The following is a 25,414-nucleotide window of genomic DNA, read 5'->3' as shown; positions in this document are numbered from 1 at the left end:
TTCCTATAGGTTCCGCGCGCGCATGACCGGCTCCGGTCGCGCCATAATGGATAAAGGCGAAGAATGGCGAAAGAAGAAGTCCTCGAATTTCCCGGTGTCGTGACGGAATTGCTCCCGAACGCCATGTTTCGGGTCAAGCTCGAAAACGATCACGAAATCATTGCTCACACGGCTGGACGAATGCGCAAGAACCGTATCCGCGTGCTCACGGGTGATAAGGTCCTAGTCGAAATGACGCCCTATGATCTGACCAAGGGCCGCATCACCTATCGCTTCAAATAAGTCGCCATGCGGCGGCGAAAGGCGACACCAGCATGAGCGTGCTGCAGAAACTGATCCTCGCATCGGGCTCGCCGCGGCGTGTCGAATTGTTGCAGCAGGCCGGCATCGAACCGGATTCCCTGCTGCCGACGGAAATCGACGAAACGCCGCGTCGCGCCGAACACCCGCGTTCCCTTGCCAAGCGGCTCTCGGTGCAGAAGGCCGAGGCAGCCTTCGAGGCGCAACGTGAGCAGCCCGAACAGAAGCGGGCGTTTATTCTTGCGGCCGATACGGTGGTTTCGGTCGGTCAGCGAATTTTGCCGAAGACGGAAATGGTCGATGAAGCCTCTTCGGCGCTTCGGCTCCTGTCGGGGCGCAGCCATCGGGTGCATAGCGGCATCTGCCTGGTGACGCCGAAAGGACAGTTCCGCCAGCGCATGGTGGAAAGCCGCGTACGCTTCAAGCGACTTGGCGCTGAGGAAATCGAGGCCTATCTGGCGAGCGGTGAATGGCGTGGCAAGGCAGGCGGCTATGCCATTCAGGGGCTTGCCGGCACATTCGTCATCAAGCTTGTCGGCAGCTATTCCAATGTCGTCGGCCTGCCGCTCTACGAAACGGTCTCGCTGCTGGTCGGCGAGGGGTTTCACGTTCACCAGAGCTGGCTGGGCAAGCCGGGCCGCGTTTGACGGCGTATGGACTTGATCGTCGCGGCGTGAATGCCAAGATGATGCGGGTTGCGCAATTTACCAAGTCAGCCAAACGACGGATCTCATATGGCCACCGCCGATAATGTCACACCCCTGCGCCCAGCCCGCCCTTGTCCGGAATGCGGGCAGCCGAGCGCACGCGAACATTTTCCCTTCTGTTCGCATCGTTGCAAGGATGTCGATCTATCGCGCTGGCTGACCGGAAGTTACGCAATTCCGGTGACGGAAGAGGAAGAAAACGTGGAGGAAACCGCCCAGCGTGGCGATTGATTCATAAGGACGAAAAAAGCCGCATCCGACCGCTTGCCACGTGCCGGAGGCGTCGCTATAACCCGCCCGTTTCCGGACGTTGGAATACCAAGCCGCGTCGGCCTTAAGGGCCGGTTTCCCGGAGTGCCCAGGTAGCTCAGTTGGTAGAGCATGCGATTGAAAATCGCAGTGTCGGTGGTTCGATTCCACCCCTGGGCACCATTGTTCTTCTCTTGTTTCTTGCGTCCATTCCGGAGTTGCTACTGAAACGCGACCGGCGAATTGGCGGCTGCTCTTCAAGTCCGATGGTGTTCGCTCAGCGTAACGGCCGGTCCAGGCGCACAGCCGACCAGTTCATGGTCCGTTGCGTGTTTCGCTCGACCCACCGGTGGACGGACCGCCGCAGAAACCGCTCATGGAGGCCGGTCTGTTGCTGAAGCGCGTCGCCGAACTGACGATGGTGATGGCATAGGATCAGCGAGCCGCCGGGCCGCAAATTTCGATCGATTTCGGACATCACCGCATTGAGCGTGCGATCGTCGAGATAATAGAGCAGTTCGGCAATGATGATGGCGTCGAACGGCCCGGTGGGAAAGCGCCCTGGTAAAACCAGATGAAACAGATCGACATTTGCCAGCTCCGTCAGGCTTTCGCTCGCGCGTTCGAGGGCGGCGGGCGAACCGTCACAAGCGGTTAGTCGAAGCCCGCGCGCCGCCAAGGCTTGGCTGTTGCTGCCATTGCCGCAGGCCAGTTCCAGAATCCGCCCCCGGCTATGCGGACCGAGCATCCGAACGATATGACCCCGCTTGAAGCCTTCGGACCGTTTACTGCGGGTGCCCCACGGGTCCGGCGACCGTCCGAACAGCGTGTCGAAATGTTCCAGGCTCGCCTTCTCCACGATCATGAGGCGAAGTGCTCATGGCTTCTGCACATTCGCGTCAGCATTGGCGGCATCAGTGAGAAACCGGCGGGATCGTCGGTGATGATTCCGGTCTGTGTGCGATAACGGCGCATGACAAGGCGCTTGCGTAACGGGCAGCCGGCTATGGCAAGATCGCAGTAGGATGGGCGCGCTTCATTTTGCCGGTCCGGCCAGACGATATAATGTAGCCGCTTCACGCACTTCGGCCAGGCCCTTTCGCACAGTCGGGCAACGACACGATGGTCGGGATGATCATCGAAAACGCTCGGCACGATGAGAAGATCCGGCTCCGGTCGCTGGCGCAGTCCGACGAGGGCGGTTTCAATTTGCCTGCGGTCGAGGCTGCGCAGCCCGCCATCGGGCAGGCCCAGAAATTCGATCCGGTCACGCGGCACCCCGGCCATGGCCATAGCCCGCATCGTCTCGCGGCGGCGCTCGGCCACCAGGCGCGGCTTCGGCCAGCTTGCACTGTTGCGATGGGAAGCCGACCCGTCCGTGACGACGACGATGTCGACGCGAGCGCCCCGCCGCCGCAACGCGCAGATCAGATGGAAGGCGGCGATCGTTTCGTCATCGGAATGGGGCGCGACGATCACCGCATGACGCACCCCATTCAGATCGATCCCTTTCATTGCCAAGGATCGAGCGCTTCGTTGGCGACGGCTTTTCCGACTTTGGCGCACTGCGCATCGGGGCCGGGTTGGCGGATATACATGCCGAGATCCTGCGCGAAACGGCATACCGGATTGTCGCGGAAATAGGCGGCGGTTCCACAGGCGCGTTGCGCGATGGCAATGGCCTCCTCGCCGAACCGGTAGATCAGATTGCGCGCATTGGCGACTTTCGCACCGCCCTCCTCGTCATCGCCCCGGACGATTTCCCGACCGGTCTGGCGAACCGTTGCAGTTGCGGCGGACGCCAGGCCGAACAGTTCGGCAAGCCGCCTTTGCTGAACGGGATCGTCCTGGCGATGCAGAGTGACGAGATGGTTGCGTACCGCATCGGTCAGTCCGGCGATGCCGCCAGCCTGCACCGCCGTGAACCGGAGCGCACCTCCACTGAACCAGGGTTCGCGCTCATAGTCGCCGGGGCTGCCGATCGGCCTGGCCTTCGCCCCCTGCCAGGATACGCGATGGGTCGCCGATTGTTTCATGCCGGAAACGTTCCACCAGCTTTCGTCGGTCTCTGGCGATGCGCCTTTCAGATCCACGAGATGCAGTTGCACGGCAGGCGTTCCGGCACTGGTCGTAACCAAGGCATGGCTGAGAATGCCCGCGCCGGATGCGTATGACTTCCCGCCCGTGATGCGATCGCCGTCGAATGTCAGCCGGTGGTCCGGCCCTTCGGCATTCCACACACCCAGAACAGGATGTTCGTTTTCGCCGGCTCTTAGCGATTGCAGGTCTTCCTCGCTGCCGTAGCGTGAAAGGATCTGCAAGGCATCGACATGGCCTTCGAACAGACGTCCAAGTGCAATATCGTGGCGACCGGCCCGGAAGAGCCGATGCAACAGCGCGTCCATCGCGGCTTCGTCCTGCGGGTCGCCATGAGGTCGATTTCGGTCCAGAACAGCGATGGAGCGCAAGACGAACCGGCTGTTCGAAGGTATGTCCTTGCGCGAAGGCAGGGTGGGTTCGGATAGCACGACCCTATTCATGAAATTGCTCCGGAGTGAGCGTGTCGAGCATGTTCGAGGCTTTGCTGAGGGGCAGGGACCGGGATGTGGGGTGCACCGGAACGGCCTTCATCACGAAGGCTTCGGCATTGGCGGCCCGGCCTGCGATTGTTCGAAGAGCCTCTGCCGGTGTTCCAATGGACGATCCAAGTCGGATCCAGTCCAACTCGGTATCGTCACGGACGAAGAAGGCGCGCCTTGCCAAGGCGTGACGGCCATATTGGCGGGCCGCATCGAAGGGATGTTCGACCTGTGGCTCGCCAACTTCGCTGGCCATATGGCGAAGCGCATCGGCCAGGCCGCCTCTCGCGCGCCCTTCAAGGCGTGAGGAGGTCCGCACCCGCATCCGCCGGGAGTGACGGACGCGCAGGCCGTCATGACGTGCCCGGTCGACCAGATCGCGATCTTCGCCGCTCTCCAGTTCGCGAAAGCCGCCCAGCTGCTGATAGGCCGATAGGCGAATGCCGAGATTCGCGCCGCCGACCCAGGGGTGGGATGGAGCCGGATCGTAGTCGAGGGGATCGATGCGCCGGCGCAGGGCGTGCAGCCGTTCCAGATAATCCTCCAGCGCGTCGCGCGCGGGAAGAGATGTGGCGGTATCGCGGGCCGTATAGCCGGCCACGACGTCGACATGGCGAAGATCGTAGGCGGCCGAGGCGATCCAGTCGCGGTCGGGAACGGTGTCCGCATCGCTGGTGAGAAGGATGTCAGGCGGATTGAACTCGCAGTGCCGCAGGACGGCATCGGCCGCCGCACGCCGGGCCCGACCCGCTGATGGCTCGGTTTGTCGTTCGATCACCGACCAGCCACCCCTGTTCGGATGGCGTTCGAAGAACGCCTTGGCGATCTCCACGCCCCGATCGGTGCAGCCGTCGAACAAAAGATAGATGCTCAGCATCGCCTGCTCGACACCCTCTTGGGCGGCAAGTGCGGTCAGAAGATGGGGAAGGCCGCGTTCCTCATCGCGAACAGGTACGGCAATGGCAATGTTCATCGTGCGAGTGTTTTCAGGAACATATCGCCACTATCGCCACCTTTGACGAGTGATCTTTAATTCAGATTGATGGGACGATGCGCCAGAGACTAATTCTTGTCAAATGACGTAAGGGGCCGCACGCCAGTCGAGGAAAAGATTATAAGAGGGTTGCCGCTGCCCGTACCGTCGCCATGGACATGCGTTCAAAGCTGGTTGATCGGGATTTTGAGGTAGAAGACGCCACTGTCCTCGGCAGATGGCATTTCGCCGGCGCGGATGTTGACCTGAACGGAGGGCAGGATCAGGGTCGGCACTTCGAGCGTCGCATCGCGCGCCTCGCGCATGGCGACGAACTCAGACGATGTTCTACCCCATCGTCGACGATGATGGCGGAGAGGCTCTGCAGTTCTTTACGAGAGATATTGCGGCGGCGCGGTCGCTCCGAAGGGAGAAGCGAAATCCTGACGACGAGGCGTTCGCGCGGTTAGGCGGACCAACGCACGCTGTTGCGGTCCAGATCGGCAATCGTCCGCGCGCCCATCAGCTTCATGTCGCGCTCGATTTCGGCGCGCAGCAGATGCAGGGCGCGCTCAACGCCGGGCTGGCCGGCGGCCGCGAGGGCGTAGAGATAATAGCGTCCGATGCCGACAGCTTTCGCGCCCAGGGACAGCGCCTTGAGAACATGGGTGCCGCGCTGGATGCCGCTATCCATCATCACGTCGATCCGGTCGCCGACCGCATCCACCACCTCGGCGAGCTGGTCGAAGGGCGTGCGCGATCCATCGAGCTGCCGCCCGCCATGGTTCGACAGGACGATCCCCGTGCAGCCGATCTCGGCGGCGCGGCGTGCATCCTCGACCGTCATCACGCCCTTGAGGCAGAACTGTCCGTCCCAGTCCCGCACCATCTGCGCGACATCGTCCCAGTTCATGGAAGGGTCCAGCATTTCGGTGAAATAGCCGCCGATCGAACTGGCTCCGCCCGACATATCGACGAAATCGTCGAGCTGCGGCAGGCGGAATTTCTCGTGGGTGACGTAGTTGATCCCCCACATCGGCTTCATGGCGAATTGCATCATGCCGGCAAGCGTCAGCCGGAACGGAATGGAAAAGCCGGTGCGCAGGTCGCGCTCGCGATTGCCGCCGGTAATGCTGTCGACGGTCAGCATCATCACATCGACGCCGGCCTCCTTGGCGCGCTGCATCATGGCATTGTTCAGGCCCCGGTCGCGATGGAAGTAGAACTGGTAGACCTGCGGACTGGCATGTTTCTGCCGCAGCTCTTCCAGACTGACGGTACCGAGCGAAGAGACCCCGAACATGGTGCCAAACTTGTCGGCTGCCGCCGCGACCGCCCGTTCGCCCCGATGGTGGAAGAGCCGCTGCAGCGCCGTCGGCGAGCAATAGACCGGCATCGCCAGTTTCTGGCCCATGACGGTGATGGACATGTCGACCTCGGCCGCACCGTTCAGAACCGAAGGCAGAAGATCGCAATTGTCGAAGGCGCTTGTGTTCTTGCGATAGCTGACCTCATCGTCCGCGCCGCCGTCGATATAATTGAAAACCGGTCCCGGAAGCCGCCGTTGCGCCAGCCGTCGGAAGTCATGGAAATTGTGACACTGTGACAGTCGCATATCGCTCGTCCTTACTCTGCCGCCGCCTCATCGGATCGACCGCCGCATCCGCAGGACCGGCCATAGTGCCGCTCGCGCGACGTCTTTCCAATGCCCGGATTGAAGCTGTTGGTCGGGTCGAGCTTCTCATAATGCGCGCGAAGCGCCGGCTTGGCCTTGTAGAGATGGCCGACATTGTGCTCGGCTGGATACTCCGCGCCGCGCTTGTCGAGCAACGCCAGCATTTTCGCCTTGACCACGTTCGGATCGACGCCGGGCCGCACCACGTAGTCCTGATGCAGCACATGGCACAGAAAGTGCCCGTAATAGAGCTTGGCTTCGATCTCGTCTTCGAGTTCGGGCGGCAGTTTCTCGAACCAGTCATCGTCATTGCGCCGTAGCGCGATGTCGAGCGCGACGATCGCTTCCGGCGCGTAGTTTCGCACGGCGGCGTAGCGGACGGCGGCGCCGGCGGCGGCGAACCGGTGCAGCATGGCTTTCTTCGTTTCGGTCTCGTTGCACACGAAGAAGCCGTCTTCACCGATCGTGTCAGTGAGGATCGCCTCGGTCGCAGCAGCGGTCGGCCCTGAGACCTTCAGGATCAGGTGGTGTTCGAAGCGGTCCCGAAAGGCGAGCATCCGCTTCGGCAGCGTCTCCGGCGTCATTTGCGACAGCGTCTGCATCACCCGGTCGGTCAGATTGGCGGGCAGGAACCGCCATTTGCGTGCGCGCGCGTCGACCGCGCCCTTCAGCGCGAAGAAGAACGGCAGCCGGTCAGTGCCGAGCCAGTCGATCATCATCACCGTGTCCTTGCCGTAACGGTGGGCGATGTCGAAGCATTCGCGGTGCAGATATTCGCCGCTGACCGGCAACTCGTCCAACTCGCTCAGGAGCCGGCGGCGCATAGCCGTCAACGCGGTAGTGTCGTTGGTGCCGATGTAGAACACCTTCTCGCCAGTTTCGGCCGCGAATGTATCGAGCCGCACCGCGAAGATCGCAATCTTTCCGGCCGACCCGGACGCTTCATGGAGGCCTCGCGGGTCGGCGTTGAATCGTCCCGGTGTCTCGGCATCGATGTCGCGGACCCGCTCGCCATAGCTGTCGTCGGAGGCGCGGCCGGTATCGTGCTGGACACTGGCTGGGTCGATCTCGCCCCGGTCCAGCCGACCGAGCATCTCTTCGGGCGTGTCGCCGAGATCGATACCGAGATGATTGACGAGTTCAAGATCGCCTTCCGTGTCGATCCGGGCGAAAAGCGCCAGTTCCGTATAGGCCGGACCGCGCCGGACCAGCGCGCCGCCGGAATTGTTGCAGACCCCGCCGATGATCGACGCGCCGATGCAGGAGGAACCGATCACCGAATGCGGCTGGCGCCCGAGCGGGTCCAAAAGCTTCTCCAGTGCGAAGAGCGTGCCGCCCGGATGGCTGACCACCTGCCGCCCCTCATCGAGCAGGTGCAGCCTGTCGAGCCGCAGGGTGGAGATGATGACGACATCGCGCTCGTAAACGCCCTTCGGCGCCGAGCCCTCCGTCAGCCCGGTATTGGCCGCCTGACAGATGATGATGCAATCGGCGGCGACGATGGCCTGAAGCGCTCGCCACATCTCCACCAGCGTTCCGGGAATGACGACGGCGATGGCCTCGCCTTCGCCGGAACGGAATCCGCTTCGGTAGCGCTCCGTGCTGGCCGGATCGGTCAGGCAGCGGCGGCGTCCGACGATGCTTGAAAGCTCGTCGATCAGGTTTTCTCCGGACATCGGCACTCTCCTTGCGTTGGAGCCTCGACCGGCGGACCGGCCGAGGCGAACTGCGTTCAGGGCAGGGCCGTCCCTAATAGGCGACCGATGGCAGCCAGGTGGTCAAGGCGGGCCACATGAAGACAAGAGCCAGACCGAAGAGCTGCAGCAACACGAACGGCACAATACCCTTATAGATGTCCGTCAGGCGAATGCTCGGCGGGCAGACCCCCTTCAGATAGAAGAGCGAGAAGCCGACTGGCGGTGTCAGGAACGAGGTCTGGAGCGCCACGGCAACCAGGATCACGAACCAGATCAGCGCCGGTTCGTCGATCTCGCCAAAGCCGGGAATGTCGAGGCCGAGGCCGTTCACGATTGGGCGCATGAGAGGCAGAACGATCAGTGTGATCTCGATCCAGTCCAGCACGAAGCCGAGCAGGAAGACGATTCCGAGAATGAAGATCACCGTGCCGTTCGGACCGAGCCCCGTCGAGGTGACGAGAGATTCGATCAACTCGTCGCCGCCCAGTTCGCGCAACACGAAAGAGAAGATCGTGGCACCGAGGAAGATGGCGAAGATATAGGCGGTCGTGTTGAATGTCGCCTTCAGCACGTTCCATGTCTTCGCCCAGGTCAGCTTGCGGTAGCCGAGCGCCAATAGCGTCGCGCCGGCCGCACCGATGCCGGACGCTTCGGTCGGGGTGCAGATGCCGGCAAAGATCGAGCCGAGAACCGACAGGATCAGCGCCAGGGGCGGTAGCACGGCGATGATCACATCGCGAATGATCGGCCAGTCGATGCGCTTGGCGTCCGCCGGCGCTGGGGCCGATGACGGTTTCAGAAGCGCGATGATGAATATGTAGAGCAGATAGATCACGCCGAGCAGCATGCCGGGAAGGGCCGCGGCCATGAAGAGGTCGCCGACGCTCAGCGCCATCTGGTCCGCCATGATGACCAGCATGATGGATGGCGGGATAAGGATGCCGAGCGTGCCGGAAGCGGCCACGACGCCGGTTGCGAGCGATTTGGAGTAGTTGTGCTGCATCATGGCGGGTAGCGAAAGAACGCCGAGCAAAACGACGGACGCACCGACGATGCCGGTCGAAGCGGCGAGGATGATGCCGATCAGCGTGACCGTGATGGCAAGACCGCCGCGCACCGTGCCGAAAAGACGCGTCATCGCTGTCATCAGCCGTTCCGCGACGCCGGACTCGTCCAGCATCAGACCCATGAAGATGAACATCGGCAGTGCAACGAGAACCGCGTTCGACATGGTGGCGTAGACACGGTTCACCACGGAACCGAGCGTCAGATAGTCGAGGCCGGTGAACGTATCCTCCAGGCCGGTCCAGGCCATGTTGCCCATATCGAAATGGTAGCCAAGTCCGGCGAAGATCATTCCGGTGCCGGCCAGCGCCCAGGCAACCGGAAAGCCGGTGAACAGGATGCCGATAAAGGTCAGGAACATGGAGATGACCAGCATCTCCTCGGTGGTTTCGACCAGCGTCGACAACCCCGCCGCTATCACGAAGGCGATGAGAAGCGCCGTCAGCGGCAGCATCAGGCCCTTGCCCTCATCGGTGTCCCGTCGGGTGACGATGGCATGAACGTCATGCATGAGCCGCGCCAGCGCGGCGATGCCGAGCAGGACGAAGGAGACCGGAATCAGCGCCTTGAAAGCCCAGAGGAACGGCAAACCGGTTGCCGAGGATGATCGTTCGTTGACGCGGTAGCTTTCGGCGAAATAGTCGTAGCCTTGGTCGATCATCAGATAGATGAATGGGGCAAGAAGGAAGAGAATGCCGATGATCTCGACGATGCGCTGCGCCCGGTTCGAAAGCTGCATGTAGAGCAGGTCGACCCGCACATGGCTGTCGGTGGTCAGCGCGTAGGACACGCCGATCATCGTGACGAGGCCGTAGAAATGCCACTGCAATTCGTCGAGCTTCGGGAAGTTCATGTTCAGCGCGTAGCGCAGCACGACCTGGACGATGATCGCCATCATGAGGATGAGATTGGCCCACATCACGACATGGCCGATGGCCTTGATGCCGTTGTCCAGCGCCCGTGCGAGAGGCAGATCGTCGGCATCAGGATGCTCGATCAGCGCCTCGTAGGTTTCGGCGACGTCGCCGTGATATTCAGGCTTCTGGGTCATGATCGTCCTCCTCTGCGCGCGTAGCCGCCGGGAAGGGCGGACGTGGCAGTCAGATGTGTGGTGAAAAGCGCGCCGGGAGCCCCGGCGCGCTGGGGTCGCTCAACGTCTCGGAGGGATCAGAGGCGTGGCAGGAAGGCGTTTTCTTCCCACAGATTGTATTCTTCGCGGAACGCGGTCAGGTCTTCATAAACCTCGGCGAAGAACGGATCGTTGGCGCTTTCCTCGGCGGCGACCTGGTCCCAGGTGGTGCGGAAGAGGTCGAGCATCTCCGGGCTCCACTTGCGCAGTTCGACGCCGTTTTCCTCGACGTTCTTCTTCAGCGCGCCGGCCTGCAGCGCTTCGCCCTCGGCAAAGCTGTCGGCCATGGAGGCCTTGCAGGCTTCCGACAGGATGGCCTGATGCTGCTCGCTGGCTTCGTTCCAGGCGTCCTTGTTGATCAGTAGTTCGAAAACGGTCGCCTGCTGGTGCCAGCCCGGGAAGTAGTTGTACTTGGCGACCTTGTAGAAGCCGAGGCGCTGGTCGATCGCCGGCATGGAGAATTCGGTCGCGTCGATCGCGCCCTTTTCCAGAGCCGGGAAGATTTCGCCGCCCGGCAGAAGCGAGGTGGCAACGCCAAGCTTCTCCATCACCTTGCCGCCAAGGCCGAAGAAGCGCATTTTCAGGCCCTTCAGATCCTCCGGCGAATTGATCTCCTTGGAGAACCAGCCCGAGGTCTCCGGCGCGATGATGGCGCAGGGCAGAACCTTCACATTGTATCCGGCTTCGTCATACATGCGCTGGTAGAGGTCCAGTCCGTTACCGTAATACATCCAGGCCATGAACTCGCCGGCTTCCGGGCCGAACGGCACGGCGGAGAAGAGCGGGGCGGCCGGAATCTTGCCAGCCCAGTAGCCGGCCGTGGTGTAACCGGCATTGATCTTGCCGGCCGAGACGGCGTCCAGAATTTCGAACGGCGGAACCAGCTTGCCCGGCTCATAGACCTTCATTTTGATATTGCCGCCAGACATCAGTTCGACTTCTTCGGCCACGCGTGGAATCGGCGTGCCAAGGCTCGGCAACTCGGTCGAAAATGCGACCGGCACTTTCAGAAGCAGCTTGTCCGCGGCAAGGGCGGGCTGGGCGAGAATGGAGCCGGCGAGCAGCAGGCCGGTCAGCGCGTGTTTCATAGGATTGAGTCCTCCGTATTGACGATACCGCATAGCGGCTATGCAAGAATTGCAAGGTGGTCAATATTGTTTACCAATGGTCAAGTCAACAATCTTCTTTACCACTTTCGTCGGAGCGATCGGCTGTCATGTACTCTCGCAGTCGTGGGATTGGTGCGATGATCTTACAGAAAACAGACGCTTGCCTTCCTTTGGTGGAAAACTAAAATAACCACTGGAGGAGATACGCTGATGAATAGTCTGGACAGCCTTTTCGAACCCATTGCGTCGGAATCCGTGGTCGATCTGGTCGCAGGCCAGATTGAATCCATGATCGTCGAAGGCATTCTTCGGGAAGGGGCACGGTTGCCTTCGGAACGGGAGTTGTCGGAGCGTTTCGATGTCTCTCGTCCAAAAGTGCGCGACGCATTAAAGCGCCTTGAAGGGCAGGGCCTTCTGCGGGTGCGGCAAGGGGAGGGCACCTTCGTCGCCAAACTGGCCGGCGAAGCGATGTCGCCGGCGCTGATCGATCTCTACGCCCGTCACGGGCACGCCTTCTACGACTATCTGGAATATCGGCGTGAGCAGGAAGCGTTCGCTGCGCGGATGGCCGCGCTGCGCGCCACGCCCTCGGATCGCGAAGCGATCGAGCACCTGGTTCGTGAACTGGACGAGGCGCACGAAACCGATGATCCGGACCGCTCGGCGGCGGCCGATGTTCGGTTTCATGGTAGTATCGTCAATGCCAGCCATAACGCCATGCTCATGCATATGATGACGTCGATCTACGAATTGACCCGGCGCGGCGTCTTCTACAATCGCCGCTATCTGCGATCCATCGATGGAACCGGCGACCAGCTTCTCGCCCAGCATCACCGTATCGCGGAAGGTGTCCTGGCGGGCGATCCGGTCGAAGCGGAAGAGGCCGCCCGCGAACATCTCGATTTCGTCGAACAGTCCTTTCGCGAGGGGATCGACCGGGAGCGGCGCGAGGGCTTCGCACGCAAACGCAAGATCACTGGCGAGCTGGCCTGAATCGCAACTTTGTCGCTGACTGGCGAAGGCGCGCGGCGCTGATGAAACTCAACCGCCCGATTCTCGCGGCGCATCCTATTGGAGGGTGTGAGTGTTGAACTCGATCGAGACGGCAAGCCCGTCTGTGCCGTCTACCTCAATGCTGCCATTGAGCTTTCGGACGCAGCCCTCGACGATCTTCCAGCCGAGCGAGCGCGATTTGCGCAGCACTGTTTTCGCGTTGTCGAGGCCCGGCCCATTATCCTTGACGGTAAGGCGGATTTTTGAGCCGACCTGAGAGGCGATCACCTGAACGCATCTCTGTTCGTCAGCGCGGCCGGCTTTGTCGGCAGCATGTTTGACGGCATTGGTCAGCAGCTCATTGACGATAAGGCCGATTTCGGTCGCCGTATCGAAGGAGACGGTAAGCGCTTCGCTTTTCGTTTCGATCGTGACCCCACTCTGGTCGAAAGCCCGACGGAGCCGCTCGGCAAGCGTCTCGATATGCGTCTGCAGATCGACCTCGGTCACGTCGTCGGCCCGGTGCAGAAGGTTGTGCGCATTGGCAAAGGCCTGGATACGGCCGGTAAAGTCGTTCAGCGCCCTTCGGGTCTCTTCATTGCCGGACTGACGTGCCTGTAGAAGGGCAAGGGACTGGATGATCGCAAGATTGTTCTTGGTACGGTGGTGCATCTCCCGCAACAGGAATTGTTGCTCGGCCAGGGCGTCGCGCAGCGCCCGGTTCTGTTCGGCAAGTTCTTCGATCGGCGAGCCGTGCGCGGCCTTGACCAGAGCCTCCGCGGCGGCATTGGCCAACTCCTGAACTGGACTGTCCGTTTTGAGGTTCAGGGTCAGGTCGATCGTCGTTCCCGCTTCATCCGTATCGACATGAAACGCGTCCACCAGCTTCTGCGAGCCGGACAGCCCCAGCCCTGGACCCCGATGGGACTGATGCCGGTTGCGTAGCAGGTCGTCGAGTGCGTGGATGCCATTGCCGTGATCCTGGACGCGGGCGATGAGGTGGGTATTGGAGTGGCCTTCGTCGAATGCGAATTCCGCCACGCCGTCCTTGCCATATTGCACCGCATTGCGAGCAATCTCCGAGACGGCCGTGGCGAAGCGGATCTGATCGCGGCTGGTTGCGCCGCCGACCTTGGCAATCAGACGGGCCGTGCGTCTGGTGTGGGAAACGTCCCCGTCCTGCTCCAGGGCTATCGATGTGATCACGGATTTCACTGCTGTGACCTTACGACCAGAACGCCAGAATCATCGGTGCCCCGGCGCTTGAGCTTGTAAACGGCGCTGGCGATCATTTCCGCACTCCGAAAGAGCAGAGATGTCGGCTCCGGCTGGGCTGAACTGGTCTTCAATCCATCCGTGGCAAGGAGAAGAATGGAACCTTGCGCCCACTCATGTTCTGTCACGCGCGGGCGTCGCGCACTCGCACCCAATATGCCGGGCTGTGATGGGATGCCGTTCCGCCGCCCGTCTTGATGAAGTACATCGCCTTTGATGTTGCCGACTCCCATGCAACGTATCACACCCGGTTCATGGGGAATTTCGATCAGAAGCGCGGCAGCGCCGCGCCCGCCTGCCAGCGCATTGGCGATGGCCTCTTCGGTGCCTTCGAGGGAAGCGGAGTTTGCCTTGGCAAACGCCTCGATACCAATGTCGGCATCGCGAGCCGCCTTCGGTCCATGACCAAGAACATCCATAAGCATCACGGTCGTGGTCGTCTCGCCAACCCGTATTTGAAAGGCATCGCCGCCTTTGTCGAACCCGGGTTTTGGAACGATGAGCCCAGCCACATCGTAGAATGAAGGGTTGGGGCTGCGCTGTCCGACTGTTACCACTACGGTTGTCCCGTGCGGGCTACTATAAATGTCGAAGGAATCCGCCAGCCGTTTCATGGACCCGAGGCCGCCGCCGATGCCATGTGGCTTCGTATCCGACGTGGTGAACCCGTCCACCATTGCTGCTTCGACATTGGCGATGCCGGGACCGCTATCGATCGCTACGACGACCACCGCTCCGACGCCCGTGCTGTCGCCGTTCTCGGTGCCGACAAGGATTTCGCCACCCTTGGCATGGCGAATGAGATTGGTGCTCGCCTCCGTCACGATAATAGCCAGCCGATCGGCATCGTCTGGAGACAGTTCTACGGACTTGGCAGCGGCCATCGCCGCACGCCGGACCATACCGATCTGGCTTTCATCTTCGACCGGCAGTGAGATCATCGCGGACCGCATTCAAGTGTGACTTTCGTTCCCTGGCGAGACGAGGAGGTGATTTCGAAACGGTCGACCAGCCGTTTGGCTCCCCCCAATCCCAGACCGAGGCTCTTTCCGGTGCTGTATCCATCAGCAATGGCGGCGGAGATGTCCTCGATGCCGGGCCCCCGATCGGTGCAGACCGCTATGACGCTCTGCCGACCGGAGGGACCGGTCTGCGTGAAGCTGATTACGCCGCCACGCCCGTAAATGACAGCGTTTCTGGCGATTTCCGAAACCGCGGTCACGAACTTCGTGGTTTTGATCGCCGACGCTCCTATCGCTCCCATCGCTCGCGCGGCAGCCTGTCTGGCAAATGCGACATCGCTTGGGGTCTTGAGCGTCACCCTCGTAGCCTCATCGATCACGGCGTATTGGACCGACCGCTCACAATTGCGTTGACGGCCCGGTCAGCGTTGAGCGCCGTCTCCACACCGTCCAGCGTCATTCCGAGTTCCACAAGCGTCATGGCGACGGCAGGCCGCATGCCGACGATGATCGTCCGGGCATTCATGACCCTAGCCATCTGCGCCATCGCTGCGAGCATACGCCCGGCGAACGTATCGACGATTTCGAGCGCGGAAATGTCGATGACGACGCCATGCGCCGCGCGCTTGGCGACCTCTTCGACGAGCTGGTCCTGAAGGGACACGATCTCCTGATCGTCCAGATCGTCGCGGATGGCGACGATGACGCAGCCATTGATGGTCATCATCGGGACGGGGTTGGCCGATTCCAGCAACGGCTTATCCTCGGCCCGCTATGACGCCGACGCGCTCGAAGGCGTAGGCCAATCCGCTCTCCAGATCCACGCGGGTCACGATATTGGGCAGTTCGACGCCCAAATTCACAACGGTTTGCGCGATTTTCGGGCTGATACCGCAAATGACGCATTCCGCGCCCATCAGCCGCACTGCCGCCGCCGTCTTCAGCAGATGCTGCGCCACCATTGTATCGACCGTCGAAACGCCGGTAATGTCAATGATCGCGACCTCGGCCTCCCACTGCACGATCGCATCGAGCAGATTTTCCATCACCGTCTGGGCGCGGAACGAATCCAGGGTGCCGATCAGTGGGACCGTCACAATACTGTCCCAGATCTTCACCACCGGAGCGGCGACCTCGGTCATCTCCGCCCGCTGACGCTCGATGATCGCCTCGCGCTTGGAAACGAGGGTTTCGATCGCATGAAGGCTGATCTGATCGATAAGCCTTGTGACGTTCCATATCTCGCGCATAAGGATGCGTGGCTTCTCGCCGATCTCGCCCTGAAGGATCTTGAAGAGCGGCTGTTTCAGCGCGCCGATGAACCACCCCATTTCAGTGGTCGAGACACCGCGCTGCGTTCGGTTCTCGGCAATCGTCTCCAGCGCATCGCGCACCGGTTCCCAGCCGGGCTCCGCCAGATCGAGATTGTCGTCCGTTGCCTCCTTCGGCATGGCCTTCGCCATTGCCGACAGAAGATCACGGCTCTGCTGTTCCGACTCCTTGCCGGAAACGAGGTCGGTTCGCTTGACGCCTTCCGCGCTCTGAACCTTCAGCCATTCGGTCAGAACACGCTCGTAATCATTGATAATGATCGACGATATGGTTACTTCGTTGGGCATGTCATGCTTTCGTTTTTTGTCCATTCCGGATCGTCTATGTAGCAGCGCGGATCATTTGGCAAACAGGCCGGAGCGGGAACGCAAAACCAGGCAGTCCGGTTCGGCTTTCATGGCCAGGCGAATTTTTTGCGATGCCGCCGGCAGGTTTGGCAGATAGATCGTTCGGAAGGCCGACGTGTTCTTAAAGGGCAAGCACTGCCTGTGAGGGGATGTCCGTTAGGCGTTCAACGAAAAACATAACGCGAGGTGATGGTTGGACTGATTTTATATTGATATTTGTTGGCCCCGCTATTCTTGACGATAATCCGATTTTTGAAAGTTTCTTCGACAGTAATTCTTAATCTCTTGGCCCAACAATTGGGCAGCGGTAAGAGGTGCGGCGATGGATTCCATTATTGCAATGGTCGAAGGTGGCTCGGTGATCGTGGTCGCCGTGCTGTGTTGCATCTTCTTTGGCGAACGACTGCGCGGATCGCTATGGCTGGGTGGCGTCGTCTATGGCGTGGTGTTTGCCATAACCGGCGCCATTGTGATGTCGAACTCTGTAGAGCTGATCCCCGGCATCAGAACGGATCCGCGCAATGCCGTGGCGGTTCTGTCCGGTGCGATTGGCGGACCCGTCAGCGCGGCCATCAGCGCGATCGCCATGATGGCTCTTCGCTGGAGTTACGGCGGTATGGGCGCGGTGGCCGGCATGGTCAGCATTGGAGCGGCCGCAATTTCTTCGGTCGTCCTCTGGGCGTGGTGGACCAGGTGGCGTGGGCTCCAGCCATCGAAGATGTACATCTTCTATCAGGCGGCTTTTCCCGCTGCCGCCGTTCACGCCCTGGTGATCTTCATGATGAGCCAGGCCCCGCCGGAAATATTCATTCGTTCGATCAGCATGGCGACGCCGACCAATTTCCTTGCGGTTCTGTTATTGGGCGGACTGATCGTTTCGGAACAGCAGCGGCGCTGGGCGATGAAGTCGAATATCGAGATGCAAGCCCATCTCGCGGCCATCGCCAACAATGCTCCAGGCATGCTGTTTCAGATGATGCTGGATGAAAAGGGACGTCTGCTTTTCCCTTATGTGTCGGAAGGAAGCCGTCGGATCTTCGGTATTCGCCGTCAGCGTTTTCTGCAGACGCCGGACTTCATCTACGAGCTTCTCGACGAGGCGGACGGACAGCGTCTGAAAGAGGTCCTGACGGCCTCTGCCGAAAGCCGAAATCGATGGTCGTTCGAGGCCGTCTACCACCATCCGACGCGCGAACTTGTGTGGTTGCAGCTTAGCGCCGAACCCCGGATCGACAGTCAGCAGCGTCTGGTCTGGGACGGCAGTATCTCCGATATAACCACCCAGAAGCGCAACGAGCAGATGAAGAACGAATTCGTGGCGACGGTCAGCCATGAATTGCGTACGCCTCTAACTTCGATCCACGGGGCGCTAAGTCTTCTGGCGAGCGGCACGCAGGGAGAGATGCCGCAATCGGTTCGCCGGCTGCTTACGCTCGCCCTGCAGAACAGCGAGCGATTGAAGAACCTCGTCAACGATATTCTGGATATTGAAAAGATCGAATCCGGATCGATGCCGTTCGAACTCGAACCGGTGCAATTGGATAGTCTCATCGAACAGGCGATCGACGCAAACGCCAACTATCGGTCGTCCGATGAGGTTACGATCACGTTTCGTAATGACGCGCCCGGCGTGGCCGGCCTGATCGATCCGGACCGGTTCAATCAGATCATCGCCAACCTGCTGTCCAATGCGTTGAAGTTTTCGCCACCCGATGGCCTGATCATCGTGCGGCTGGAAGAAGTCGATGGTCTGGCACGGATTTCGATCAGCGATGAAGGACCTGGCATTCCGGTGTCTTTTCAGCATCTGCTGTTCGAGAAATTCGAACAGTTCGATTCAGCCAACAATAGAACGAAGGGCGGAACGGGTCTTGGTCTGAGTATATGCAAGGCCATCGTCGAACGCATGGATGGCACGATCGACTTCGTCACCGAGATGGACGCTGGAACGACTTTCATCGTGGAGTTCCCTGTCGTGGAAATCGCATCCGAACCTGCCCGCGACACGGACCAGCTTGCTAAATCGTTGCGTCAGAGGCTAATCGATGCGAAGGAAGAGGACGCTCTGGAGCCGTCACGGCCACGCGAAGCCTTATCGCGCTGACACGGATCGATAATTTAGTTCGGAATACCCAGGAATGGACAAGCTGCGCGTCCTTTATGTCGACGACGAACCCGATATCCGAGAGATCGCCACGATCTCTTTGGGGCTTGGGGATGAGTTCGCCGTAAAGTCCTGCGCGTCCGGTGAAGAGGCCGTGCCTCTTGCCAAGACCTGGCAGCCGGATGTCATCCTGCTCGATGTAATGATGCCTGTCGTCGACGGCCCCGAAACACTGCGCCGTTTGCGCAGCGCAGACGAGACCAGCGATATTCCGATCATTTTCGTCACCGCGCGCACCCAAAAGCAGGAAATCGAGAGCTATATTGCTCTCGGCGCACTTGGTGTGATTCCCAAGCCGTTCATGCCGATGGAACTCGTTCAGCAGGTCAAGGAAACGCTGGTTTCGGCCACGCGCTGATCCGTAACCCGTGCCCGGTTCGGCAATTTTCTAGATGAATGCGACCCCGCATTCGCGGTCCCGCTGCCATTTCAGCATTACCGGATGCTCTTCGCTCGACTCCGTGAGCCGAACGGAGAACTTCGATGGCAGCGGCATATACTGGTCCAGCCGAAGCCGCAGGCCATGCTCTGTCATGTCACGCGCGACGCAATCGATCGTCGACGGCCCGATGAGGATCTTGGCGGCCTTCAGAACGCGGGTCCGGCGAACGCGACGTCGTTCGACTTGCCCGGCATTGTCGCCGCCCGCACTTTCATCGGCATCCGCGAAAGGCTGAGCTGCCGCACGAGTTGTCGGTTCGGTGGAGGGCCTGGAGAGCTTTGCCAGCTGATCGCTCAACGAGTCTTCATCGTCGGATGCGATGAGGACACTGAGTTCCGGCTCGACCGAAAGCGTGGCTGAACCCACATGGAAGACAAACGACAAACCTTCTCTCAGCGTATCGAGGCGCGTTTTCAGGCGGGCTCTGTCCCGGATGGCTGGCGCTAGGCAGGCAAAGGTACCATCGCCCGTTCGGCCCCAGATATCGTCGGCATCGGAATGGGTGCGCAGACGTTTGATTGTTTCGCGCAGAAACGTATCCGCCTGTTTCTGCCCGAACCGGTGAAGCGTCTCCCGGTAATAGATGTCGAACGAGACAACAATGATCGGCTCCAGCCGCGATGGATCGGCTTCACCAAGCGACTGGACCTGTCGCTCGAATTCGGCCCGGCTGAATGTACCGGTCACAAGATCGATAGCCCGTTCCGCGCGCAGACGCTCCAGTTCCAGCCGTTCGGCAACGCTTTGGCGCTTGCTGACGATGGCCCCTTCGATCACGGTGCGTAGATCGCGGAAACCCAGCGACGTCTTGGGAAGAAAATCGGCCACGCCAAAGCGGAATGCCTTGATGGCAACGCTCTGTTCCTTGGAAGCCGTCATGATGATGATGGGCGCATCGGCATTGGCGGAATCGGCCAGAACATCCATTACGTGAAAGGCAGTTTCGCCTTCGAGATTGTAATCAAGCAGAACGCAGTCGAATTCCCTGTCATTGGCGAAGCTTAAAAGCTCTTTGGCGCCCGCGGCTTCAATGGTCTGGAAATTATTCTGTTTCAGAACGCCGGAAAGAATTTCCCGGAAATCCGGATCGTCATCCACGACAAGAATAATTGGGCCGCTGGGAGACATGGTCATGCTTGATCCTTCGGAAGTGGCAAGGCGTATTATCGATGGATTTCGCTTTAAAAATCCTAACACATGATTGCTTGGAACTATCAGCATAGGTTGCGTTAAGACTTTCTACAGCCAATGGAGGAAATATGGTTCTGACAATCCAGCGCTGTCCTCGCGGCAGAATGCGGGTATGGGGGGACTCATGCAGAATGCTATCGCGTCAGATGGAAGCCGAGGGTCGATCGTCATCTTCGATGAAGGCGAGTCGTTTTCCCAGGTCGAGGCCGTTGTTCATGAGCTTCGCTTCATACCCATAGACGGGTTCGGCGTCGAGGCTCTCGACGAGGAACCCTTCCAGCCGCATCTCGTCATCCTCAATGGCGACGCGACTGGAGCGAAGCAGAAGTGGCAGGCCATCGGCGGTCATCTGCCGACGATCAAGATCACCAACGACAAGTCGTTCGATGCACGTCTACAGGCCGCGCGGGAAGGCATTGCCGGTATCGTTCATGCGCCGGTCTCCAGCGACGAACTGACCAGTTGGGTTCGTCACTTTTCGACGTTGGAACACGCCCGCAAGGCCCATGTTCTCATTGTCGACGACGATTGTGTTACTCAGGAAGTCAGCGCTCAGGCCCTTCGGCAGGCCGACATGACCGTGACCGTGGTCGACAGCGCTCAGCAGGCGTTTTCCTTTCTCCACGCCAATAGCGTCGATGCTGTGCTGCTCGATCTGCAAATGCCGGATGTCGATGGCGTGGAACTGGCGCGGATCATACGTCAGGATCAGGAAAATCTGTCCCTGCCGATCATCTTCCTGTCCAGCGAACGCGATCCGTCGCGTCAATTGCAGGCGCGGCGTTTCGGCGGCGACGACTTCATCTTGAAACCGGTCGCGCCCAGCCGGCTTTGTCAGATCGTGGAAATGCGTTTGCAGCGTGCGGGGGCTCTGAAGAGCCTGATCGAACGCGACAGTCTGACCGGCCTACTCAATCATGGGCGCTTTCATGCTCATCTGGAACACGAAATCGAGCGAAGCCGCCGGACCCGGGCGAAGATCAGCGTAGCGCTGATCGATCTGGATCACTTCAAATCGGTCAACGATACGTATGGCCACCAGGTCGGCGACCGGGTCATCCGCTCTCTCGCGACCCTGCTGACGAATGCGCTGCGTAAGACGGATCTGATCGGGCGGCTGGGCGGCGAGGAGTTCGGCGCCGTATTGCTGGACACCGATGCCGAGGCTGCCGCGCAGGTCATCGACCGCATCCGCGAGACGTTCGAGAAAACCGACTTCGAGGTCGACGATGTTGCATTCAACGTCTCCTTCAGCGCCGGGATCAGCGATTTCAGCAAGGGCATGTCCGCCACCGATCTGGTGAAGCTGGCCGATGCCGCGCTTTACGAGGCCAAGGCTCGGGGCCGTCGGAGGACCGTGACGGACATGATGAACAAGCCGCCGGTTTGCCTGAAGGCCACGGCCTGACATGCGCCTGAACGAGGGGGAACGGATATGAGCGGGCACGAGTTCGACCAAGCGGCTTTCGACGAATTGCTGGCTATTTTCGACGAAGAACGGATCGAGGCGTTCATCGCCAATCTTCGCCAATTGTCGATCGGGCTGACGCGGGGTGATGTGACGGCCGTCGATGATATCGAGATGCGCGCCCACAAGCTGGCATCGCGCGCGGGAATTCTGGGGTGCTCGCGTTTGTCGGAACTGTCATTGGTGTTGGAGCAGGCTTGCCGCGATCGACGCGATCTACGTGCGCCACTGTCGGCCGTCGAAGACGAAGCGGAACGGACCAGCCTTTATTTCGACGCCCGGATGGTGGATCGCCGCAAAAGAATGGCCCGATAAACGCGCACCACAATGCCCGCTATCACAATAACGACCTCCCGATCTCTATCTTATCTTTCAAAGCTGGCCGCCATCGGTCTGGCCTATCCCGTCATGGGGATGATCGGCCCGGCGCTGACGAAACCGGCAGATTACGACGTGGCCATATGGCCGCAGGCCGGGTTGGCGATCGCGGTCCTGATCCTCTGGGGCATGCGGCTCTGGCCGGGCATTTTTATCGGCTCGGTCATCCTGTCGACCTGGATCGTGGTATCGGGCGGGGTGCCGCTCTCTTGGCAGGCCATCGCCTTGGCTGCGCCTTTTGCTGTCGGGCCGACGATTCAGGCGGTGGTCGCCGCCTTCATCGCCAGACGGTTGTTCGGCCGCCCGATCCAATTCAGGAGCGTGCGCGATTTCGTCCTTCTCCTGCTCATTTGCGGACCGCTCATCTGCGCCATTGCTCCGACACTCGGCTTGGCGATCATTATGGTGCGGGACAGTCTGACCCTCGCCGAATTGCCCCTAAGCTGGACGAACTGGTGGCTGGGCCAGGCTCTCGGCGTCTTGATCTTCCTGCCTCTCGGTCTTTTTGGACCATGGCGTCCATGGACAATGACTTACAACGGAAAGCCGGTCACGAGCTTTACCCAATTGTCCGTCGCGGCGATCGGGCTTTCGCTTTGCCTGACCTTTCTGGCCTCCGGGGTAACCGGCCGTATTGCCGATCAGCGTAATGCGAACGCATTCGAGACGCTGGCGCACGATCACGAATTCGCGCTTTTGCAGCGCCTGAATTCCTACAAGGAAAGTCTGGATGCGGCCGCCGGCTTTTTCCGCGGGTCCGACAGTGTCGACCCCGATGAATGGGCGGCTTTCGTCGATGAAATCGCCTATGGCAACGCTCTGTCCAAAACCTATGGTATCGGGGCTGTGCGACTTGTTGCGAATGACGCAAAGGAGCCGCTGCGAGCGCCATCCGAACATGCAATGTCTCCACATTGGGGGGCGTCCGGCGGACTGGCCGGCCGCACGGTTGAGTATTTCTCCCCCGCAACCAACGCGGAGACGCCGCCACCACCCACGCTTCAGCTGAAGCCCGGCGAATACGAAGCCGCCCTTCGGGCGCGCGATACGGGGCAGACGACCCTGACCCGCCGTCGCGACGGGCCACCGGCCGATCTCGGGCTGCTGATCTTTCGACCGATGTATGACGGCGCTGTTCGGCCGCGCACCGAAGCACAGAGACGGCAGGCCTTTGTCGGATGGACCTATGCGCAGTTGACCGGCAGCGCCTTGATGAGTGGCCTAACTCAAAGTCAGGGGTTGCGCCTGAACGTCGCTATCTTTGAAGGGCGGGAGGTTGACCCTGATCGTCTCATCTACTCCAGCCGGACAGAGCCGACCACGCAGACGGGCGATATAAGGGTCACGAAAACCTTGTCGGTCATGGGGCGCGAATGGACTCTGTTGTGGGAGAGTACGCCGCAATTCGATGACGCCATCGGCAGTCGGGAAGGAATTTTAGTGTTGATCGGTGGCCTGCTTGCCAGCTTCCTCCTCAGCCTTTTCCTGTTTGCCCTCGACCGCCGCGAAGAATCCATCCGGCAGACCGTGGAGCGCAAGACACGCGAATTTGTCGCCGTCGAGCAGCAGAACGAATCGATCGTTCAGACGGCGGTGATCGCGATCGTTGTGCTGGATGATCAGGGCAGGATCCTTCGATACAATCATGCCGCCAAAAGATTGTTCGATTACGGACCCGATGAACGGGCCGATCAACAGTGCCGCGCCCATCTCGGCCAGTTGAACCTTCTGGCCGATACCTCCGGTCCGGTGGAGCGGACCATAACCGCAAGCGATCGTCACGGTGAGCTGTTGCATCTGGCCGTTCAGCTGAATGGCTGGACCAGCGAAAACGATGAGCGGCGCTTTACGGCTCTTATTCGGGACATCACCGGCGAAGTGCGGGCGACCCGTGCTCTGGAGGAAACCGAAGAGCGCTGGAAGCTGGCGTTGGAGGGTGCCGCTCTCGGCGTCTTCGATATCGATTTGAAGAGGGGAACCTCCAAGGTCTCGTCGACATGGAAGACGATGCTCGGCTTCGAACCGGACGCCTCCATCGATCCACAGAAGGAATGGATCGAGCGGCTTCACCCGGACGATTTGCCGTCGGTGCTTGAAGCGGACCGGGCCTGTATCAAGGGAGACGCGCCCCGTTCCATCGCCGAGTACCGGATCCGACACGTCGATGGCCACTGGACTTGGATACGTTCGGACGCCGTTATCGCGGCCCGTGCCAGCGATGGCACCGCGATTCGGATGATCGGTACCCAAACCGATATTACCAAGTTGAGAAACGCGGCGAACGCTCTTCAGGCCAGCGAGCAGAAATTCCGGAACGCGATCGAGGATGCGCCGGTCGGAATGGCGCTGATGACGCCCGACCGGACGTGGATCAAGGTCAATGGAGCGCTATGCGACCTGCTCGGATACACCGAAGAAGAATTGTTGTCCCTCGATATTGCCGACGTGATGCTTCCCGAAGACTTGGAGAAGACGAGGGACGGAAAGATGGAGCAGGTCGTCGCTGGCGAATTGACCGCCTATCAGAGGCAGCTACGCTGTCTGCACAAGGACGGGCGCGTTCTCTGGATGTCGATCAGCGTATCGCTCGGGCACGATTACGGCGGCTCGGGACACCTCATCATCATTTTCCAGGATATTTCTGAGCAAAAGGAAACCGAGCGTCTCAAATCGGAGTTCGTGGCGAGCGTGAGCCATGAATTGCGCACGCCTCTGACCTCGGTTCGCGGATCGCTCAGCCTGATTCTGGGTACCATGAACCATGAACTTTCCGAGGGTGTGAAACACCTGCTGACGATCGCCCATTCGAACTCCGAACGTTTGATCTTCCTGGTCAACGACATTCTCGATCTGGAAAAGATGTCGACGGGAAACATGTCGTTCGATATTCAGCCGGAACATTTGCGCAGTTTGATCGTCGACGCGCTGGAGGCCAATGAGGGATATGCCGAACAGGCCGGCATCGAACAGCAATTGGACGACGAATTGCCGGACGTGCAGATCGCGGTCGACCGCCACCGGCTCCATCAGGTTCTGGCCAATCTGCTCTCCAACGCCGTAAAGTTCTCTCCGGAGAATGGCACGGTGCGAATTTTCGGCGAGCAGCTAGAAGATAGCGTCCGCATCCATGTCCAGGATAACGGTCCTGGCATATCTCCCAAATTCCGCCAGCGGATTTTCTCGCGCTTCGCCCAGGCGGATTCGTCCGCGACCCGCAAGGCGAGCGGCACTGGTCTTGGCCTGCATCTCGCCAAGATGATGGTGGAAGAGATGGGCGGCCGCATTGGCTTTGAGAGCGAAGTCGGCAAAGGCTCGACCTTCTGGGTGGACCTGCCCGTCGCGAACCGATCGCAGAAAGACCGTTCGGCGGCCGGATAGT

At 60.3% G+C, this 25,414-nt stretch carries 24 protein-coding genes and 1 tRNA gene; 10 read left to right on the top strand and 15 right to left on the bottom strand.

Going from position 1 to position 25,414, the window contains the following annotated elements; translation table 11 throughout:
• Positions 1-63 precede the first annotated feature (63 nt).
• From infA to B7H23_RS01190, 4 genes are all read left to right on the top strand, one after another.
• The gene (gene infA, locus B7H23_RS01205) at positions 64-282 is read left to right on the top strand and encodes a translation initiation factor IF-1 (protein ID WP_094075588.1); all 219 of its coding nucleotides are present in this window, start codon (positions 64-66) and stop codon (positions 280-282) included.
• Between the two features lie 32 nt (positions 283-314).
• Entirely contained in the window at positions 315-947 is a 633-nt protein-coding gene (locus tag B7H23_RS01200) for a Maf-like protein (protein ID WP_094075587.1), read from the top strand.
• 87 nt (positions 948-1,034) lie between these two features.
• On the top strand, positions 1,035-1,238 hold the full coding sequence (gene yacG / locus B7H23_RS01195) for a DNA gyrase inhibitor YacG (RefSeq protein WP_094075586.1): 204 nt from the start codon (positions 1,035-1,037) through the stop codon (positions 1,236-1,238).
• 125 nt (positions 1,239-1,363) lie between these two features.
• A tRNA-Phe gene (locus tag B7H23_RS01190) sits at positions 1,364-1,439 on the top strand.
• Between the two features lie 94 nt (positions 1,440-1,533).
• Here B7H23_RS01190 and B7H23_RS01185 read toward each other — a convergent pair.
• From B7H23_RS01185 to B7H23_RS01145, 9 genes are all read right to left on the bottom strand, one after another.
• Positions 1,534-2,121 (bottom strand): class I SAM-dependent methyltransferase, encoded by a 588-nt coding sequence (locus B7H23_RS01185; protein ID WP_094075585.1) that lies wholly within the window; start codon positions 2,119-2,121, stop codon positions 1,534-1,536.
• Complete coding sequence (locus B7H23_RS01180) at positions 2,118-2,771, bottom strand: PIG-L deacetylase family protein (protein WP_158215735.1); 654 nt, start codon at positions 2,769-2,771, stop codon at positions 2,118-2,120. The genes B7H23_RS01185 and B7H23_RS01180 overlap by 4 nt, the downstream gene beginning before the upstream one ends.
• Complete coding sequence (locus tag B7H23_RS01175) at positions 2,768-3,796, bottom strand: acyl-CoA/acyl-ACP dehydrogenase (RefSeq protein WP_094075583.1); 1,029 nt, start codon at positions 3,794-3,796, stop codon at positions 2,768-2,770. Before B7H23_RS01175 ends, B7H23_RS01180 begins: the two co-directional genes overlap by 4 nt.
• Positions 3,789-4,808: a glycosyltransferase family 2 protein gene (locus B7H23_RS01170; RefSeq protein WP_094075582.1), complete on the bottom strand. Its 1,020-nt coding sequence runs from the start codon at positions 4,806-4,808 to the stop codon at positions 3,789-3,791. The genes B7H23_RS01175 and B7H23_RS01170 overlap by 8 nt, the downstream gene beginning before the upstream one ends.
• A gap of 185 nt (positions 4,809-4,993) precedes the next feature.
• The gene (locus B7H23_RS01165) at positions 4,994-5,134 is read right to left on the bottom strand and encodes a hypothetical protein (RefSeq protein WP_476703818.1); all 141 of its coding nucleotides are present in this window, start codon (positions 5,132-5,134) and stop codon (positions 4,994-4,996) included.
• Between the two features lie 140 nt (positions 5,135-5,274).
• On the bottom strand, positions 5,275-6,423 hold the full coding sequence (locus B7H23_RS01160; protein WP_094075581.1) for an alpha-hydroxy acid oxidase: 1,149 nt from the start codon (positions 6,421-6,423) through the stop codon (positions 5,275-5,277).
• 11 nt (positions 6,424-6,434) lie between these two features.
• Positions 6,435-8,159 carry a D-lactate dehydrogenase gene (gene dld / locus B7H23_RS01155; protein WP_094075580.1) on the bottom strand — a complete coding sequence of 575 codons (1,725 nt, stop codon included), beginning with the start codon at positions 8,157-8,159 and terminating at the stop codon, positions 6,435-6,437.
• A 73-nt stretch (positions 8,160-8,232) separates the two neighbouring features.
• Positions 8,233-10,296 (bottom strand): TRAP transporter large permease subunit, encoded by a 2,064-nt coding sequence (locus B7H23_RS01150; RefSeq protein ID WP_094075579.1) that lies wholly within the window; start codon positions 10,294-10,296, stop codon positions 8,233-8,235.
• Between the two features lie 116 nt (positions 10,297-10,412).
• Positions 10,413-11,462 (bottom strand): TRAP transporter substrate-binding protein, encoded by a 1,050-nt coding sequence (locus B7H23_RS01145; protein ID WP_094075578.1) that lies wholly within the window; start codon positions 11,460-11,462, stop codon positions 10,413-10,415.
• 231 nt (positions 11,463-11,693) lie between these two features.
• Between B7H23_RS01145 and B7H23_RS01140 the strand changes: the two genes are divergently transcribed.
• Positions 11,694-12,476: a FadR/GntR family transcriptional regulator gene (locus B7H23_RS01140; RefSeq protein WP_094075577.1), complete on the top strand. Its 783-nt coding sequence runs from the start codon at positions 11,694-11,696 to the stop codon at positions 12,474-12,476.
• A gap of 75 nt (positions 12,477-12,551) precedes the next feature.
• Here B7H23_RS01140 and B7H23_RS01135 read toward each other — a convergent pair whose 3' ends face one another.
• The 5 genes from B7H23_RS01135 to B7H23_RS01115 are packed head-to-tail and all read right to left on the bottom strand — an operon-like array spanning position 12,552 to position 16,332.
• Entirely contained in the window at positions 12,552-13,691 is a 1,140-nt protein-coding gene (locus B7H23_RS01135; RefSeq protein WP_094075576.1) for an ATP-binding protein, read from the bottom strand.
• Positions 13,688-14,704, bottom strand: coding sequence for an ATP-binding protein (locus B7H23_RS01130; protein WP_094075575.1), 1,017 nt, complete (start codon positions 14,702-14,704; stop codon positions 13,688-13,690). Before B7H23_RS01130 ends, B7H23_RS01135 begins: the two co-directional genes overlap by 4 nt.
• Positions 14,689-15,072, bottom strand: a complete 384-nt coding sequence (locus B7H23_RS01125; RefSeq protein ID WP_143534699.1) for an ATP-binding protein — start codon at positions 15,070-15,072, stop codon at positions 14,689-14,691. Before B7H23_RS01125 ends, B7H23_RS01130 begins: the two co-directional genes overlap by 16 nt.
• A gap of 17 nt (positions 15,073-15,089) precedes the next feature.
• Positions 15,090-15,467, bottom strand: a complete 378-nt coding sequence (locus tag B7H23_RS01120; protein ID WP_240534929.1) for an STAS domain-containing protein — start codon at positions 15,465-15,467, stop codon at positions 15,090-15,092.
• A 4-nt stretch (positions 15,468-15,471) separates the two neighbouring features.
• Complete coding sequence (locus tag B7H23_RS01115; protein WP_158215734.1) at positions 15,472-16,332, bottom strand: STAS domain-containing protein; 861 nt, start codon at positions 16,330-16,332, stop codon at positions 15,472-15,474.
• 382 nt (positions 16,333-16,714) lie between these two features.
• On the opposite strand from B7H23_RS01115, the gene B7H23_RS01110 reads away from it, so the two are divergent.
• Both B7H23_RS01110 and B7H23_RS01105 read left to right on the top strand, forming a co-directional pair.
• Positions 16,715-18,496 (top strand): ATP-binding protein, encoded by a 1,782-nt coding sequence (locus B7H23_RS01110; protein WP_094075572.1) that lies wholly within the window; start codon positions 16,715-16,717, stop codon positions 18,494-18,496.
• 34 nt (positions 18,497-18,530) lie between these two features.
• Positions 18,531-18,914 carry a response regulator gene (locus tag B7H23_RS01105; protein WP_094075571.1) on the top strand — a complete coding sequence of 128 codons (384 nt, stop codon included), beginning with the start codon at positions 18,531-18,533 and terminating at the stop codon, positions 18,912-18,914.
• 30 nt (positions 18,915-18,944) lie between these two features.
• On the opposite strand, the gene B7H23_RS01100 is transcribed toward B7H23_RS01105, so the two are convergent.
• Entirely contained in the window at positions 18,945-20,132 is a 1,188-nt protein-coding gene (locus B7H23_RS01100; RefSeq protein WP_158215733.1) for a GGDEF domain-containing response regulator, read from the bottom strand.
• Positions 20,133-20,313: 181 nt separating this feature from the next.
• Here B7H23_RS01100 and B7H23_RS01095 point away from each other — a divergent pair, with 181 nt between their 5' ends.
• Genes B7H23_RS01095 through B7H23_RS01085 form a run of 3 tightly spaced genes read left to right on the top strand, consistent with a single transcriptional unit; the run spans position 20,314 to position 25,413 of the window.
• Positions 20,314-21,597: a GGDEF domain-containing protein gene (locus B7H23_RS01095; RefSeq protein ID WP_158215732.1), complete on the top strand. Its 1,284-nt coding sequence runs from the start codon at positions 20,314-20,316 to the stop codon at positions 21,595-21,597.
• A gap of 27 nt (positions 21,598-21,624) precedes the next feature.
• On the top strand, positions 21,625-21,972 hold the full coding sequence (locus B7H23_RS01090) for an Hpt domain-containing protein (protein ID WP_094075568.1): 348 nt from the start codon (positions 21,625-21,627) through the stop codon (positions 21,970-21,972).
• 12 nt (positions 21,973-21,984) lie between these two features.
• Positions 21,985-25,413 (top strand): PAS domain S-box protein, encoded by a 3,429-nt coding sequence (locus B7H23_RS01085; RefSeq protein ID WP_094075567.1) that lies wholly within the window; start codon positions 21,985-21,987, stop codon positions 25,411-25,413.
• Position 25,414: the final 1 nt, after the last annotated feature.

This window comes from Notoacmeibacter marinus (assembly GCF_002238045.1).
GTDB lineage: Bacteria > Pseudomonadota > Alphaproteobacteria > Rhizobiales > Rhizobiaceae > Notoacmeibacter > Notoacmeibacter marinus.
This window is presented reverse-complemented; position numbering and strand designations above follow the sequence as displayed.